This is a genomic window from Ruegeria sp. CH5 (assembly GCF_056537025.1).
The window spans coordinates 1,094,181-1,107,606 of record NZ_JBQFQT010000001.1; the positions used below are offsets into that span (position 1 = coordinate 1,094,181).

Consider the following 13,426-nt stretch of genomic DNA (forward strand, 5'->3'; position numbering starts at 1 on the left):
TGTTGCGTGGGAAGACTGACAACTTAAACTCGGATGCATGAGCTTCATCACCGACTACCAGCTGCCCCTGCTGTTGCTGTTCTTTCTGGCCGGATCGATTGGCACCGCGTTCCTGTTTCGCAAACCAGCGGGTCACCGGGCATGGAAGCTGGCCGACCTCGTGTGGGTCGTGTTGGGTGGGCTGGGCGCGCTGGTGGCGGTCATGGCGGGGCTCTACAAATCCGACAGCTCAAGGTTGGACAGGCAGATCGACGTTGCCTATGCGGCGACGCTGGCCTTCGACCGCGACGCCGCGCGGTTCCGGCTGCGGTTCTGCGATCCGGCCTACGACCCGGACACGTCGGTTTTGTGCGACAAGGTCGAGTTCCTGTCGGCCTCGACCGCCAGCAACGCCGACCTGCCGCTGTTCATCGCCGTCACCAACGAAGTTTCGCCGCTGCAGGGCCTGAACTTCATCTTCGGCGCACGGTCCCGAGGCCAGATGGATGACATTCAGGACATGGCCGCCAAGGCCGATGCCTTCGACATCGAGCAATTCCTGGTATTCACCACGCTGGACGAAGAAACACAGACCGCGATCGACAACATGCGGCGGAAAGTGCCGGCAATCGCCGGAGACTATATGATCCTCGCGCAAAGCTATGATGACCTGATCGCTCAGGTCGCCAAACTGAAGGGAGAGTGGGAGTATCTTCAGGAAAACGCCCACATTCTCGTGCTACAGATCATCGCGCTGTGTCTTGTCAGCTTTGCGGCACCATTCCGGTTGGGCAAATCTGTTGTCGAGTTGCGGTCCAACCTCATCACCGAGCCGCCGGCGCGGCAGCCACCCCCTGAAGCATCTACGACCGGGGTTACTGAGGTGGCGCCTCAGGACGGGTCCGACCACGGCGCCCGGCACCTGTAATGGCACGCGCCCGCAAAAGAGTCGCGCGCGGCAGAGAGCGCATGAACGCCCCCTCCTTCCCCGGTTGATCCGGATATTCACCGGCGGCCTTGTACAATTGCGCCGGCAGCAGCAGACCCTGATCACCAAACGCCAGTCCAAAGACCCGGCTGCGCAGATTGGCCCAGCCTGCCGTCAAACTCGGCATCAGGCCTGAGGACCGGAACCCAAGGCGGAACACACCCGGACGCCGCGTTACAAGGTGCTCGGCCACCGCGTCGGTCCATCCGGGCTCAAGCTCGGTCCCTGGAAGGATGATCAGCAACCAGTCGCCCACCGCGGCGTCGCATCCCACGCGCAGCTGCGCGGTACGGGACCCGGTCCCGGCAACGATCCGGGCACCTGCTTCATCGGCAATACGCAACGTATGATCGGTCGACCCGCCATCGGCGATGACAAGTTCACGGATCAGACCGGCGTGCAGACCTTCCATCAGGGTCATCAGCGAGCGCGCGAGTTCGGTTTGGGAATCGAATGTCGGAATCACGATACTGATCGGGGCGGACACGTTCGAAACCTCTGGTCTTGGCAACGGGTTCGCTTATATCACCGCTCTCAGGGCAATGACGAGGACCCAAAGATGAGCACCCGCCGCATTTTGCGCCTGAAAGGCACGGATACCGACAGCTTCTTGCAAGGTCTGGTCACCAATGACACCCGCAAGCTGGACGATGGTCTTGTCTACGCGGCCATCCTGACCCCGCAGGGCAAGTACCTGGCCGATTTCTTTCTGAAACGCGATGGCGACTCGGTGCTGCTGGACGTGGCTGAGGGGATGGCGGATGCACTGATCAAGCGGCTGAACATGTACAAGCTGCGGGCGGACGTGCGTATCGAGGAAACCAACTTGCACTTGCAACGCGGAACCGGGCCCGCGCCCGAAGGCGCCCTGCCCGATCCTCGTCACCCCGATATGGGCTGGCGCGCATATTCTGACGCTCCCGAAGCCGAAGATGGAACGGATTGGGACGCAATTCGGGTGCGTTATTGCATCCCGGAAACCGGGATCGAGCTGACACCGGACACGTATATCCTCGAGGCCGGATTCGAGCCGCTCAACGGCGTCGATTTCAAAAAGGGTTGCTATGTCGGGCAAGAGGTAACCGCCCGCATGAAGCACAAGACCCAGTTGCGCAAGGGGCTGCGGGTTGTCGCCATCGACGGTGCGGCTCCGGTCGGCTCCGAAATCCTCTCGGCGGGAAAGCCAGCTGGTACGCTGTTCACCCAATCAAACGGACAGGCCATCGCCTATCTGCGCCTTGATCGGGCGGGCGACGACATGCTGGCCGGAGACGCCCGCCTGCGTCTGCTGGATTGAGCCTGTTGCCCAACCGGCACGACCACCGACCGGGCTGCTCCGCAAACGTTTTATCCGGCCCGGCCACACGGTAAGACTTGAGGCACTTGGCTGATCGGGTGCCTGCATGCTCCAACTGTATTCAGCCATCTGGCGCGCCAGCGCCGGACGGCAAGTCATACTGATCCTGTTGTCCTTGTCGGTCGCGGCTCTTGCCGCGGCCCCGTTGGAGTTTCAACGGGACATCATCAACCATCTGACCTCGGACAATATCGAGGCGCCCCATCTCCTGCTGCTGGGTGCCGGCATGATGGGGGTGATCCTGCTGAGCCTCGCCCTGAAGTGGGTGCTGGGATATCGCGCGGGGACGTTGGGCGAAGACATGATCCGTCGGATCCGTCAGCTTTTGCTGGCCCGCACCGTGGACGTGGACGAGTCGGGCGAGAATGTCCGCAAGGGAACCATGACGACGGCCATTTCTGCCGAAGCCGAAGAACTGGGCAAATTCGCAGGCGGCGCGTTCTCGGACCCGGTCGTACAGATCGGAACCTTGGTCAGCGTGATTGGCTACATCTCGTCGACGCAACCCTGGCTGGGACTGATCGCCCTTTCGATGATCGCGCCGCAGATCCTCATCGTTCTCGTCTCGCAGAGAAAGGTGAACGTGTTCGTGGCGGACCGCGTCCGCATATTGCGTAGCGCGACCGACCATCTGACGATCGAAAACATCGAGGCCGTGACTCAAGAGGTGCACGACCAGTTCGACGCGATCTACGACACCCGGCGGCGGATGTTCCTGTGGAAATTGTCGGCCAAGTTTCTGCTGAGCGTGATCAACGGTGCAGGCACCGTCGGTGTTCTGATGCTGGGCGGATGGCTGGTTCTGCAAGGAGAAACCGACGTGGGAACCGTGGTCGCCGCGACCAGCGGTCTGGCCCGGATCCAAGGGCCGACCGGGTTTCTCATCGCTTTTTACCGACAGGTCAGCGCCAATCGCATCAAGTTCGAGCTGTTGCTGGAACTGTTCGGCCCGGACCGCGCCCGCTACCGCCGGGGCGGGGCCGCCTCGCAAGAAAAAAACCGCGCCGAATAGCGGCGCGGTTTCTTGGTCTTTCTCCGAGTATGACGCAACGTTACGCGCGCTCGGAATATTCCATGGTCTCGGTGTTCACGACGATCATCTCGTCCTGCGCGATGAACGGCGGCACCATGACTTTGACCCCGTTGTCCAGAACCGCCGGCTTGAACGAGTTCGCCGCAGTCTGACCTTTAACGACCGGTTCAGTCTCGACGACCTTGCAGACGACTTTCTGAGGCAGCGTCGCGTTCAGCGCCTCGCTTTCATAGAATTCGACCACGATGGTCATCCCGTCCTGAAGGAACGGACGACGGTCACCCAGCAAATCTGCAGGCAATTCAATCTGTTCATAGGTCTCGGCATCCATGAATACCAGCATCCCGTCGCTTTCATACAGGAACTGCTGGTCTTTCTGCTCCAACCGAACACGCTCGACCTTGTCCGCTGAACGGAACCGCTCGTTCAGTTTCGAACCGTTGCGCAGGTTCCGCAATTCCACCTGTGCAAAGGCACCGCCTTTGCCCGGTTTGACGTGATCGACCTTGACCGCCGCCCACAGACCGCCGTTATGCTCAAGCACATTGCCCGGGCGAATTTCGTTCCCATTGATCTTGGGCATGACATATTTCCTTCACACATGGTTGATGCGTCAGTTGTCGTCCCTATATCTGGCGGGACCGATCCATGCAATACAACGAAACCTAGTGCTGCACCTGCAGAGAGCCATGCAAATGACGCAACGCAACTATGCAAATTAGGTGTATCCGAATCGCACTAAATAGGTCATAAGGACCGCCACGCCGAAAATTACAAGAGCAAGAACAACAAGGAAAACGAGATGAGAGATTTCGTTGACGGCACCGCCTTTAACAATGAGCAAGGCAACCGTGCCCGCAAACTTTTCGCGGCCGTTGTGCTGGCTGCACTCGATGATGCCATCGCCGATGACAAGAAATACGGCAATGGCCCGGAACAAATCGCCCGCTGGGCACGCTCTCGCGATGGGCGCGAAGTGCTGTCCTGCGCTGGCATCGACCCGAACGAACGGGTTGTCCACGGACTGATGGAGTTCGTTGGCCGTGGCGTGCGTACCTCCGTCGCCCTGTCGCGCGAAGAAAGCGAACGCCGCAACGCTGCACAGCAGGCCGAAGCCGCCTAAGGCTTTGCCCGACCCAAAAACGCGCGCCGGTACTTTCGGCGCGCTTTTTTTTGCCCTGTACGCAGCGGAATAGTCGCATTCGTCGTGCAAATGGCCCGATCCACGCTTTCGTCGGCTGAATAAATGCGGTCATCTGCCAACATCCGCAGGAGGCTCAGATGGTTAGCGCGATCATGATTCAGGGGACCGGCAGCAACGTCGGCAAGTCGATGCTTGTGGCCGGGCTGGCCCGGGCCTTTGCGCGGCGAGGGTTGAAGGTTGCCCCCTTCAAACCGCAGAACATGTCCAACAACGCCGCAGTGGCGGCAAATGGAGGCGAGATTGGCCGCGCCCAGGCGCTGCAGGCCCGGGCGGCGGGGCGCGCGCCGCATACGGACATGAATCCAATCCTTCTGAAACCGGAAACCGATACCGGTGCGCAGGTGATCGTTCAGGGCAAGCGGGCGGGAACGATGCGGGCCAAGGACTATCGCAAGGACAAATCCAAGCTTCTGAACGCCGCGCTCGAGAGCTTTGCCAGGCTTTGCCAAGATGCCGACCTTGTGCTGGTCGAGGGCGCCGGCAGTCCGGCCGAGACCAACCTGCGGGTAGGCGACATCGCCAACATGGGCTTTGCCTGCGCCGCAAATGTGCCCGTGATACTGGTAGGAGACATTCACCGGGGCGGTGTCATAGCGCAGATCGTAGGCACCCATGCAGTGCTGGACAGTGCCGATCTAGCAATGATCCGCGGCTTTGCGGTCAATCGTTTCAAGGGAGACGTCAGCCTGTTTGATGACGGTCGCGACGACATTGCGGCACGCACCGGATGGCCTTGCCTGGGCGTCGTTCCCTGGTTTGAGGACGCCTGGAAACTGCCGGCCGAAGACATGATGGATATTCGCTCGCACGCAGGCGGCACCTGCAAAGTTGCGGTGCCGCAGTTGGAGCGCATGGCGAATTTCGACGATTTGGACCCGCTGTCTGCCGAGCCGGGTGTTTCGGTCGAGATCATTCCGGCTGGCCGCCCCCTTCCCGGTGACGCGGATCTGGTGATTCTGCCGGGCAGCAAATCCACGATCGGAGATTTGGCCTTTTTCCGCAAACAAGGTTGGGACATCGACCTGTATGCCCATGTACGGCGGGGCGGCCATGTTCTTGGCCTCTGCGGCGGGTATCAGATGCTGGGCCGGGTGATCACCGACCCTGATGGCGTGGACGGCAGACCCGGCAGCGTCGATGGGCTGGGTTTGCTGGACGTGGAAACGGTTATGTCCGGGGAAAAACGGGTCGAACTGCGATCAGCGCAGGCCTTGCCCGGCGGCGAGCCTGTCACCGGCTACGAAATCCACATGGGGCGCACCCAAGGTCCGGATACTGCCCGCGCGTGGTTGCAGGTGGAAGGGCGCCCGGAAGGCGCCGCATCGAGAGACGGGCGCGTTCTGGGAAGCTATTTGCACGGCATTTTCGCGTCAGACGCCTTCCGCGCGTCGTTTCTACAGCGGTTTGGAGCCAGGTCGGAACTGGCATACGAAGTCAGTGTTGAGCAAACGTTGGAGTCTTTGGCCGATCACCTTGAACAGCATATGGACCTTGATGCCCTGCTGTCACTGACAGCCGAGCCTAGGTTCGGCTGAGCGTCAATCCAAAGTCTGAGCGGCCAAAGCGCGGTTGATCTCGCGCCGCACCAGCTTGCGAATGTTGCGGGTGATACGTTCACCCAGCGCGCCCTGCAGTTCCTGACGGACGATGTCTGCGATCAACTCGCGCAATTCGTCTTCATCCATCGTGCCGGTCGCCATCGCCGGCGTTTCCTGATCCAGCTTTACTTCGGCCTCTGAGGCATCCCGGTTGTCGCGGATAAACGTGGCAGGCGTTGTTTCCTCGTCGCTGTCAGCGTCCATCTCAGCTTCGGACGCAGCCGCATCCTTCGACGTCGAAAACCCGGTGTCCGAGGCCCAACTGACCGTGTCGGTGCGCGTGCCGGAATAAGCGTCGTCGCTTTCACCGTCAGGCTCCCACTGATCTTCGGTCCGCGCAATCGCAGCCTCAAGAGCTGCGATCTTGGCGCTCAGGCTGCCGGCCAGATCCCTGCGGCCTTCGCGATCATCCGAAGACTCGCCGCCAATGTCGTTGATTGCCGGGGTTCCGGGACGAACGATATCGCAAGACCGCAACCGCATAGGTTGTGACAGGTCGTTGGCCGGGCGCACCGCCTCGACATTCGCAGCATGCTGCGAGGCCGCCTCAGCCGAGATCTTTTGGGCCAGTTTCAAAGGTGCTTTTGGATCCTCGGCCGATGTGCCAACCCGCAGGGCATCCGTCAAAACCAGGCGTCCCGGCTTGCGGGCCGCAGTCGCTTTGATCAGGTTCGGGACCTTGCGCCCTTCTTCGCTGACCAAACGCTTGATCGACGACAATACGTCTTCGACACCTGCTTTGACACTGCTATCCGTCATTGTTCTCTACCGCTCTGACCTTTTGGACCAGTGTATCCAATCCGGTCGAACCTAACAACAGATAGTGTGGCTGATCACTCGCGCCGCAAAGCTTTGAGAACTCGATCCAGGTCGCGGCTTTGCTTGCTGATCTGTGCTGGCGCTTTTTTGACCAGGTTGTAGTAGAGCGTCGGGTCGTAAATCTGTACCGCCAATCCAAGACGCTCGGCGGTCAACAGACCTTGTGCCTGCAACAACTGATAGGCCGCCAGAGACCGTTCCGTCCGCGAGGCAACTTCGGCCAATTGTGCGTCCAGCAAATCCTGCTGAGCGGTCAGAACGTCCAGTGTGGTCCGAGCCCCCAGCGTGGCCTCTTCGCGAATCCCGTCAAAGGCGACCTGCGATGCCCTTACCCGTTCGACGGATGCCCGCAGGCTGGCAGTGGCCGTTTCAAAGCGCACATAGGCGTCGGTCACACCCTGAGTGATGTCTTTCTGCACATTCAGAAGGTTGGCGCGCGATGCATCCCGCTGAGCCATCGCGCGGCGCACGTTGGCCGCCAATCGACCACCGGCATAGATGGGCTGATTGAAATTCAACGAGATGGACGCATCGTTGGTATAGTCGTCGTTGTCATAGCTTTCGGTGATCCCCGCGTCCGCGTTCAAGCTGACATTCGGACCGAGACCCGCGCGCTGCTGCTGCACTGTCAGATCCAAGGCACGCACCTGATGCTGCGCCGACAGGATTGCCGGGTGGTTTCTTTGTGCCAGGCTGATGGCCTCGGCCAATGAACCGGGCAGCTTCGGCAGACGCGGCTGGCCCGCAGTACGACCAGGCTGTTTGCCGACGGCGTTCACGTATTCCGCTTGGGCGGTGCTCAGGTCGCCTCGCGCATCGGCCAGATCAGCCTGCGAGCTTGCCAACTGCGCTTCGGACAGCGCGACGTCGGTCCGGGTGACCTCACCGACTTCAAAACGGTCCTGCGTGGCCCGCAGTTCCTCGCCCGAGAGATTGACGTTGTTCTGGCGAATTTGAACCGTTTCTTCCTGCAGCAGAACACTCAGATAAGCCGTCGTTGCGCGGAACAGAACCTGTTGCTCAATGTCGATCAATGCCTGGCGGGTTGCCAGAACTGTTTCCTGAGCCGACTGTTTCCCGAGAATCGATGCACCGCCGTCATAGACCAGCTGGCTCAGCGTTAACCCCGAGAAGAAGCGCGATGGTTCGACCGTCGACACCACAGTTCCGGCGCGGGTCTTGGCGTAATCCTGGCTGACACGGACGGTCCAGTTGATGATCGGGCGCAGGGCCGACAACGCGATTGCAACGTCTTCGTCGGCTGCGCGCAGCAAGGCGCGGTTCTGTTCCAACAGCCCGCTTGTGTTGTATGCACCGATGAACGCGTCGGTCAGATTGTCCGCCAAAACCGAGCGCCCCGGCATCACGCTCAGCGCGATTCCCGCCGTCAGAGCGACTGCCTTGACCAGCTTCCCTCCAGCCGTTCCAAGCATACCCAAATCCTCTCAAATCAAAATAACGCAAGCCCGCAGGCAGTTTGCGCCTTTGTTTTCAACTAATCAAGGGACCGCGGAAAACCGCTGATCGACTATAGCGAAAATGCACACTCGGCCGAAAACGCCGGCAGTACCGGGGCGTTTGCGTTGAAGCCATGACGCCAAGTCACCCGCCCATCGGACTTTCGACCAATGCGAACGGTGCCCAGATTGCCTTCGACGAACAGGCAGGCGATGCGGCCATGATCTTTCAGTTGATCGAGTAGGGCATCGGGCAGACGTTCCACACCGCCTTGGATGATAATGACATCATAGGGGCCATGCTCGGCCGCCCCCTGCTCCAAAGGTCCGACATGAATGATCGCGTTGTCGATATCCGCCTCCATCAGGCGGGACTGCGCGTCGGCTGCGTTGGCCTCGTCATCCTCGACGCCCACCACAAGCTGCGCCATGTTCGCGGCGACGGCGGTCGAGTATCCGAACGCCGGGGCGATATCCAGAACCACCTCGTCATTCGAAATATTCAATGCATCCAGCATCTTCGCCAGAGTCCTCGGCTCCAGCAGGCAGCGCCCGTTTCCCAGGTCGATCAGGTCGCCAGCATAGGCCACTTCGCGACTGGCATCCGGCACGAAGTTCTCACGCTGGACCTTCAGCATTGAATCGATGATCGGGAATTTGGTGACATCAGAGGGCCTGATCTGAGTGTCTACCATCGTGTGGCGTCGGGCTGCGAAATCCGTCATGTGACCGCTCGTATATTTCCCATGGTTGCTCGGCTTTTGCCACATCCGATCCCGCCCGGCAACGGCCAGCCCGGCAAAAATTGCAGGCCGCGACAAAAGTTGCCACTGCGCTGACCGACCATCCAACGCCGTGGTCGGCGGAATTTTCAGCAACCCTCTGGACGTTGTTCGGGAAAGCTGCTAGAACCGCGGCTGCACCACGTCAAGTAATTGAAATTGCTTGAAAAGGCGAGTTGGCGGAGTGGTGACGCAGCGGATTGCAAATCCGTGTACACCGGTTCGATTCCGGTACTCGCCTCCAACTTTCCAGCCTCGCATTGCATCGCTGTTCTCTGGTCCTGTGATAGTCGCCTGGACCAGTTTGTTGATACGAAACGCCAAAATACGCGCGGAGATGGTTAGCGCAGCCGAGCCAACCAGTAACAATCGGCCACGGATTTAGTCGGCGCCGGGGCACCGCCGACGCGGTCGGAACATGCGAGACCCCCCGGGAAAGGGCGTGCTCTGCGCTGACCGTCGGCTCAAACCGTGCTTCGGCCTGAAGGAATCACCTCATACCCCGGCTCTTCCGGTTCATCGTCCTGCATCTCGGCCGGAAAACCGGGCGCGGTAATGCTCAGCCCGGTTGCATCCTCGAGCCGTCGAATGACGTTGGGCGACAGCTCGCGCGCGCCATAGCGGGCGATGGCGTCGTCGAAGATCTTGATCATCAACGGGTTCATCTCCAACGGCACGCCGGCGCGGTCGGCGACCTCCTGGAACAGGCCGATATCCTTTTTTACCAGGTCCATGGTGAAGGAAATATCGCGCGAGCCGTTCAGGATCACCTGGCTTTCGGTTTCATGCACGAAGGACGTGCCGGACGAGATCTTGATCGCCTCGTAGGTGGTGTTCAGGTCCATCCCGGCGGCCTTGGCGGTCACCAGCGCCTCGGCGCAGGTGATCAGGTTGGCAGTGGCTAGATAGTTGGTCAGCACCTTCAGAACCGAGGCCGTGCCCAGATCGCCGGTATGCAGAATGCGCCGGCCCATGGTCGTAAGGAACGGCAGGATACGCTCGAACGTGGCCCGGTCGCAGCCCGCGAAGATCGAGATATTGCCCGTGGCCGCCCGGTGGCACCCGCCCGAAACCGGGCAGTCCACCGCCGCCCCGCCGCGTTCGATCACCATGGCCCCCAGGCGTTTGACCTCGGCCTCGTCGGTGGTGGACATCTCCATCCAGATCTTACCGTGGGTAACCTCGGGCAGCATCTGCTGCATCACTGCGTCCGAGGCAGCGGGCGACGGCAGGCAGGTGATGACCGCATCGCAATCGCGCATCATCTGGGCCGGGCTTTCACCGGCTTTTGCTCCCTTGGCGGCGAACTCCGCCACAAGATCGGGGTCCAAGTCGTGTACCGTCAGGTCGATACCGTTGCGCAGCAGCGACCCCGACAGCTTGCCCCCCACATTGCCCAAACCGATGAAACCGACCTTCATGTTCTGCCCTCCCGCAGGCGCGTTTTCGTTGGCCCGAGTATTTCCGTTGCCCATCGACAAAAGAAACGAATAATAAAGCCATCTATACAAAAATTATTTTGGTGCTGAATGGACCGCCTGCCCAATCCGGCCTGGCTGCGCAGCTTCGAAGCCGCCGCCCGCCATCTGAATTTCACAACCGCCGCGCAGGAGCTGGGCCTGACCCAGACGGCGGTGTCGCTGCATATCCGCTCGCTCGAGGCGGACCTTGGGCAGCCGCTTTTTGCCCGCAACGCACGACACCTGTCGCTGACCGAGCTGGGCCAGTCCTATGCGCTGACCGTGCGCCGGGCGCTGTCGGATATCGCGCTGTCCACCAACAGCCTGTTCGGCCCCGCCTCGCGGCAGGCGTTGACCATCCGGGCGGCGATATCGTCGATGACCTACTGGATCGCCGCCGAACTGCCCGTGTTCAGCGCCCAGCACCCCGAGATCCCGGTGCGGCTGGTGTCGCATATCTGGAACGACTCGGCCGCGCCTGCGGATGTGGACGTGGAAATCCGGCTGGGCTATGGCGATTGGCCCGGAGTTGCGGCCGAACAGCTGTGCTCGGAACGGCTGGTGCCCGTCTGCCGGGCGCAGGACCCGGCGCCAGACCTGCAAAACGGCCCGTTGATCCACATTCTGGGGTACGAGGACAACTGGGCGCGGTACGCCGAGGCCACGAGCATCGACTTGCCCGACCGCCCCGCGCGCCATTCGGCGGATACGACCGTCACGGCGCTGCAACTGGTGATGGCCGGCGCGGGCTATGCCACCGTTCTGGAGCGGTTCGCGCTCAACGCCATCGCGCAGGGCACGCCGATCCGGGTTGCGGGGCCAGCGATTCCCTTTGCCCAGTCGCACTACCTGATCCGCAGCGTCAGCGCGGCGCCTCCGTCCATCCCCGCCCAGTTGTTCCTCGCGTGGTTGCGCGACCGATTGGCCGGTGATGCCGCGGATTGACCCCGGCAAGTCGCTTTTTCGATCCGACGCAAAGCACTTGCCCCTGCGCGCTTGACAACCCCCCTGCCCGTACCGCATGTCGCTTGCGTTGGTGTCTGTGCAAGCAGATGAAAAGGGAATGCGTCAGCGGTTTTCCGTCAAACGCAGCCGCCCCCGCGACCGTGACCGGAGAGGGTGCCCAAATGCCACTGGCCGCTGGCCGGGAAGGCGGGACATCCGACAGAGCGCCGCTCTGACATCCGCAAGCCGGGAGACCTGCCAACGCCCGAAGACAAACCGGACGGGGTGTTCCGGTGTCGGGCCCATGTCCGCAACGTGGCCCGCGCATACCCCGTCCCCCGACAACCGAGTGAGGGGGGATGAGAGACGTGACCGAGACCACACCAGTTGAACTGCTGGTCTGCACCACCTGCCGACGCGGGCTGCCCATCGAGGATGACGCCCAACGCCCCGGCACGCTGCTGCACAAGGCGCTGGCCGCTGCCGACCTGCCCGAGGGCATCACCCTGAAGCCGGTCGAATGCCTGTCGAACTGCGATCAGGGCTGCTCGATCGTTCTGCGCGGCGGGCCGTCGCGCTGGACCTTCGTCTATGAAAACCTGAACGAATCCGACCATGTCGAGATCATCGTCGAAGGCGCCACTAAATATCTGGCCGCCGATGATGGCCTTGTGAAATGGCGCGACCGCCCTGAACATTTCCGCAAGAACTGCGCCGCCCGCATTCCCCCGATTGGAGCCTGAGCATGAGCACCCTCGAAAAACTTCCCGTCACCGTCATCACCGGCTTTCTCGGCTCGGGCAAGACCACGCTGATCCGCCATCTGATGCAAAACCCGCAGGGCAAGCGGCTGGCCGTGGTGGTCAACGAATTCGGCAACGTGGGCGTCGATGGCGAAATCCTGAAAAGCTGCGCGATCCCCGGCTGCCCGGCGGAAAACATCATGGAACTGGCCAATGGCTGCATCTGCTGCACCGTGGCCGATGACTTCATCCCCACGATCGAGGCGCTGATGGCGCTCGACCCGCGCCCCGATCACATCCTGATCGAAACCAGCGGTCTGGCCCTGCCGAAACCGCTGCTCAAGGCGTTCGACTGGCCCGACATCCGTTCCAAGATCACCGTGGACGGCGTGATCGCTCTGGCCGATGCCGAGGCCGTGGCCGCAGGCCGCTTCGCCCCGAATGTCGCGGCGGTGGACGCCCAGCGCATGGCCGATGACTCGATCGACCACGAAACGCCCCTGTCCGAGGTGTTCGAGGATCAGATCTCGTGCGCCGACATCATCCTGCTGACCAAGCCTGACCTGGCCGGCCCCGAAGGCGTGGCCAAGGCGCGCGAGATCATCGCCGCCGAGGCGCCCCGCCCCCTGCCCGTGGTCGAAGTGGCCGAGGGTGCGGTGGACGTGCGCGTGGTGCTGGGGCTGGAGGCCGCAGCCGAAGACGACATGGACGCCCGCCCCTCGCATCACGATGGCCATGACGACCACGAACATGACGATTTCGAAAGCATTGTGGTTGAGCTGCCAGAACAGACCGACCCGGCGCAGCTGGTCGCCAATATCGAGCGTCTGGCGAACGAGCTGAACATCCTGCGGGTCAAGGGCTATGCCGCCGTTCAGGGCAAGCCGATGCGCCTGCTGGTTCAGGCGGTCGGCGCGCGGGTGCGGCACCAGTATGACCGCCCGTGGAAACCCGAGGAAGAGCGCCGCTCGCGCCTTGTGGTCATCGCCGAGCATGACGACATCGACGAGGCCGCGATCCGCGGCATCCTGACGGGCGTCACCGAGGCCGCCGAGTAAGCA

The 13,426-nt window shown here is 61.6% G+C and carries 14 protein-coding genes, 1 tRNA gene and 1 riboswitch; of the genes, 9 read left to right on the plus strand and 6 right to left on the minus strand.

Translation table 11 applies throughout. From position 1 onward, the window contains the following. The first annotated feature begins 37 nt into the window (after positions 1-37). The gene (locus ACR0JC_RS05455) at positions 38-907 is read left to right on the plus strand and encodes a hypothetical protein (protein WP_254430695.1); all 870 of its coding nucleotides are present in this window, start codon (positions 38-40) and stop codon (positions 905-907) included. On the opposite strand, the gene ACR0JC_RS05460 is transcribed toward ACR0JC_RS05455, so the two are convergent. Continuing rightward, positions 855-1,454, minus strand: coding sequence for a glycosyltransferase (locus ACR0JC_RS05460; RefSeq protein ID WP_170338234.1), 600 nt, complete (start codon positions 1,452-1,454; stop codon positions 855-857). The genes ACR0JC_RS05455 and ACR0JC_RS05460 overlap by 53 nt on opposite strands. 72 nt (positions 1,455-1,526) lie before the next feature. On the opposite strand from ACR0JC_RS05460, the gene ygfZ reads away from it, so the two are divergent. Beyond that, positions 1,527-2,264, plus strand: a complete 738-nt coding sequence (gene ygfZ / locus ACR0JC_RS05465; RefSeq protein ID WP_170338232.1) for a CAF17-like 4Fe-4S cluster assembly/insertion protein YgfZ — start codon at positions 1,527-1,529, stop codon at positions 2,262-2,264. Positions 2,265-2,370: 106 nt separating this feature from the next. Then, the gene (locus tag ACR0JC_RS05470; protein WP_170338230.1) at positions 2,371-3,336 is read left to right on the plus strand and encodes an ABC transporter transmembrane domain-containing protein; all 966 of its coding nucleotides are present in this window, start codon (positions 2,371-2,373) and stop codon (positions 3,334-3,336) included. A gap of 40 nt (positions 3,337-3,376) precedes the next feature. Here the strand turns inward: ACR0JC_RS05470 and efp are convergent, their stop codons facing one another. Next, complete coding sequence (gene efp, locus ACR0JC_RS05475) at positions 3,377-3,940, minus strand: elongation factor P (protein ID WP_093962584.1); 564 nt, start codon at positions 3,938-3,940, stop codon at positions 3,377-3,379. 219 nt (positions 3,941-4,159) lie between these two features. On the opposite strand from efp, the gene ACR0JC_RS05480 reads away from it, so the two are divergent. Next, positions 4,160-4,480, plus strand: a complete 321-nt coding sequence (locus tag ACR0JC_RS05480) for a DUF6280 family protein (RefSeq protein WP_093962585.1) — start codon at positions 4,160-4,162, stop codon at positions 4,478-4,480. Between the two features lie 158 nt (positions 4,481-4,638). After that, a complete protein-coding gene (locus ACR0JC_RS05485) occupies positions 4,639-6,096 on the plus strand; it encodes a cobyric acid synthase (RefSeq protein ID WP_480763417.1) in 1,458 nt (485 codons plus the stop codon). A 3-nt stretch (positions 6,097-6,099) separates the two neighbouring features. Here ACR0JC_RS05485 and ACR0JC_RS05490 read toward each other — a convergent pair whose 3' ends face one another. From ACR0JC_RS05490 to ACR0JC_RS05500, 3 genes are all read right to left on the minus strand, one after another. After that, positions 6,100-6,918 (minus strand): hypothetical protein, encoded by an 819-nt coding sequence (locus ACR0JC_RS05490; protein ID WP_170338226.1) that lies wholly within the window; start codon positions 6,916-6,918, stop codon positions 6,100-6,102. Positions 6,919-6,992: 74 nt separating this feature from the next. Then, positions 6,993-8,411 carry a TolC family outer membrane protein gene (locus tag ACR0JC_RS05495; RefSeq protein ID WP_170338225.1) on the minus strand — a complete coding sequence of 473 codons (1,419 nt, stop codon included), beginning with the start codon at positions 8,409-8,411 and terminating at the stop codon, positions 6,993-6,995. Positions 8,412-8,506: 95 nt separating this feature from the next. Then, complete coding sequence (locus tag ACR0JC_RS05500) at positions 8,507-9,160, minus strand: protein-L-isoaspartate O-methyltransferase family protein (RefSeq protein WP_170338223.1); 654 nt, start codon at positions 9,158-9,160, stop codon at positions 8,507-8,509. A 227-nt stretch (positions 9,161-9,387) separates the two neighbouring features. On the opposite strand from ACR0JC_RS05500, the gene ACR0JC_RS05505 reads away from it, so the two are divergent. Next, positions 9,388-9,461: transfer RNA gene (locus tag ACR0JC_RS05505), tRNA-Cys, on the plus strand. Positions 9,462-9,681: 220 nt separating this feature from the next. Here the strand turns inward: ACR0JC_RS05505 and ACR0JC_RS05510 are convergent. Next, entirely contained in the window at positions 9,682-10,638 is a 957-nt protein-coding gene (locus tag ACR0JC_RS05510; RefSeq protein ID WP_170338221.1) for an NAD(P)-dependent oxidoreductase, read from the minus strand. A gap of 108 nt (positions 10,639-10,746) precedes the next feature. On the opposite strand from ACR0JC_RS05510, the gene ACR0JC_RS05515 reads away from it, so the two are divergent. The 3 genes from ACR0JC_RS05515 to cobW all read left to right on the plus strand — a co-directional run bounded on the left by ACR0JC_RS05515 (position 10,747) and on the right by cobW (position 13,423). Further along, entirely contained in the window at positions 10,747-11,622 is an 876-nt protein-coding gene (locus tag ACR0JC_RS05515) for a LysR family transcriptional regulator (RefSeq protein WP_170338219.1), read from the plus strand. Between the two features lie 72 nt (positions 11,623-11,694). After that, positions 11,695-11,899: riboswitch (cobalamin riboswitch) on the plus strand. 82 nt (positions 11,900-11,981) lie between these two features. Beyond that, on the plus strand, positions 11,982-12,365 hold the full coding sequence (locus ACR0JC_RS05520) for a DUF1636 family protein (protein ID WP_093962591.1): 384 nt from the start codon (positions 11,982-11,984) through the stop codon (positions 12,363-12,365). A gap of 2 nt (positions 12,366-12,367) precedes the next feature. Next, complete coding sequence (cobW, locus tag ACR0JC_RS05525) at positions 12,368-13,423, plus strand: cobalamin biosynthesis protein CobW (RefSeq protein WP_480763422.1); 1,056 nt, start codon at positions 12,368-12,370, stop codon at positions 13,421-13,423. Positions 13,424-13,426 lie beyond the last annotated feature (3 nt).

What these genes read in the sequence shown, in the direction of transcription:
- ACR0JC_RS05455 (WP_254430695.1), top strand. Translation starts at nt 38, where the DNA reads ATGAGCTTCATCACCGACTACCAGCTGCCCCTGCTGTTGCTGTTCTTT.
- ygfZ (WP_170338232.1), top strand. Translation starts at nt 1,527, where the DNA reads ATGAGCACCCGCCGCATTTTGCGCCTGAAAGGCACGGATACCGACAGC.
- ACR0JC_RS05470 (WP_170338230.1), top strand. Translation starts at nt 2,371, where the DNA reads ATGCTCCAACTGTATTCAGCCATCTGGCGCGCCAGCGCCGGACGGCAA.
- efp (WP_093962584.1), bottom strand. Translation starts at nt 3,940, where the DNA reads ATGCCCAAGATCAATGGGAACGAAATTCGCCCGGGCAATGTGCTTGAG.
- ACR0JC_RS05480 (WP_093962585.1), top strand. Translation starts at nt 4,160, where the DNA reads ATGAGAGATTTCGTTGACGGCACCGCCTTTAACAATGAGCAAGGCAAC.
- ACR0JC_RS05485 (WP_480763417.1), top strand. Translation starts at nt 4,639, where the DNA reads ATGGTTAGCGCGATCATGATTCAGGGGACCGGCAGCAACGTCGGCAAG.
- ACR0JC_RS05490 (WP_170338226.1), bottom strand. Translation starts at nt 6,918, where the DNA reads ATGACGGATAGCAGTGTCAAAGCAGGTGTCGAAGACGTATTGTCGTCG.
- ACR0JC_RS05495 (WP_170338225.1), bottom strand. Translation starts at nt 8,411, where the DNA reads ATGCTTGGAACGGCTGGAGGGAAGCTGGTCAAGGCAGTCGCTCTGACG.
- ACR0JC_RS05500 (WP_170338223.1), bottom strand. Translation starts at nt 9,160, where the DNA reads ATGACGGATTTCGCAGCCCGACGCCACACGATGGTAGACACTCAGATC.
- ACR0JC_RS05510 (WP_170338221.1), bottom strand. Translation starts at nt 10,638, where the DNA reads ATGAAGGTCGGTTTCATCGGTTTGGGCAATGTGGGGGGCAAGCTGTCG.
- ACR0JC_RS05515 (WP_170338219.1), top strand. Translation starts at nt 10,747, where the DNA reads ATGGACCGCCTGCCCAATCCGGCCTGGCTGCGCAGCTTCGAAGCCGCC.
- ACR0JC_RS05520 (WP_093962591.1), top strand. Translation starts at nt 11,982, where the DNA reads ATGAGAGACGTGACCGAGACCACACCAGTTGAACTGCTGGTCTGCACC.
- cobW (WP_480763422.1), top strand. Translation starts at nt 12,368, where the DNA reads ATGAGCACCCTCGAAAAACTTCCCGTCACCGTCATCACCGGCTTTCTC.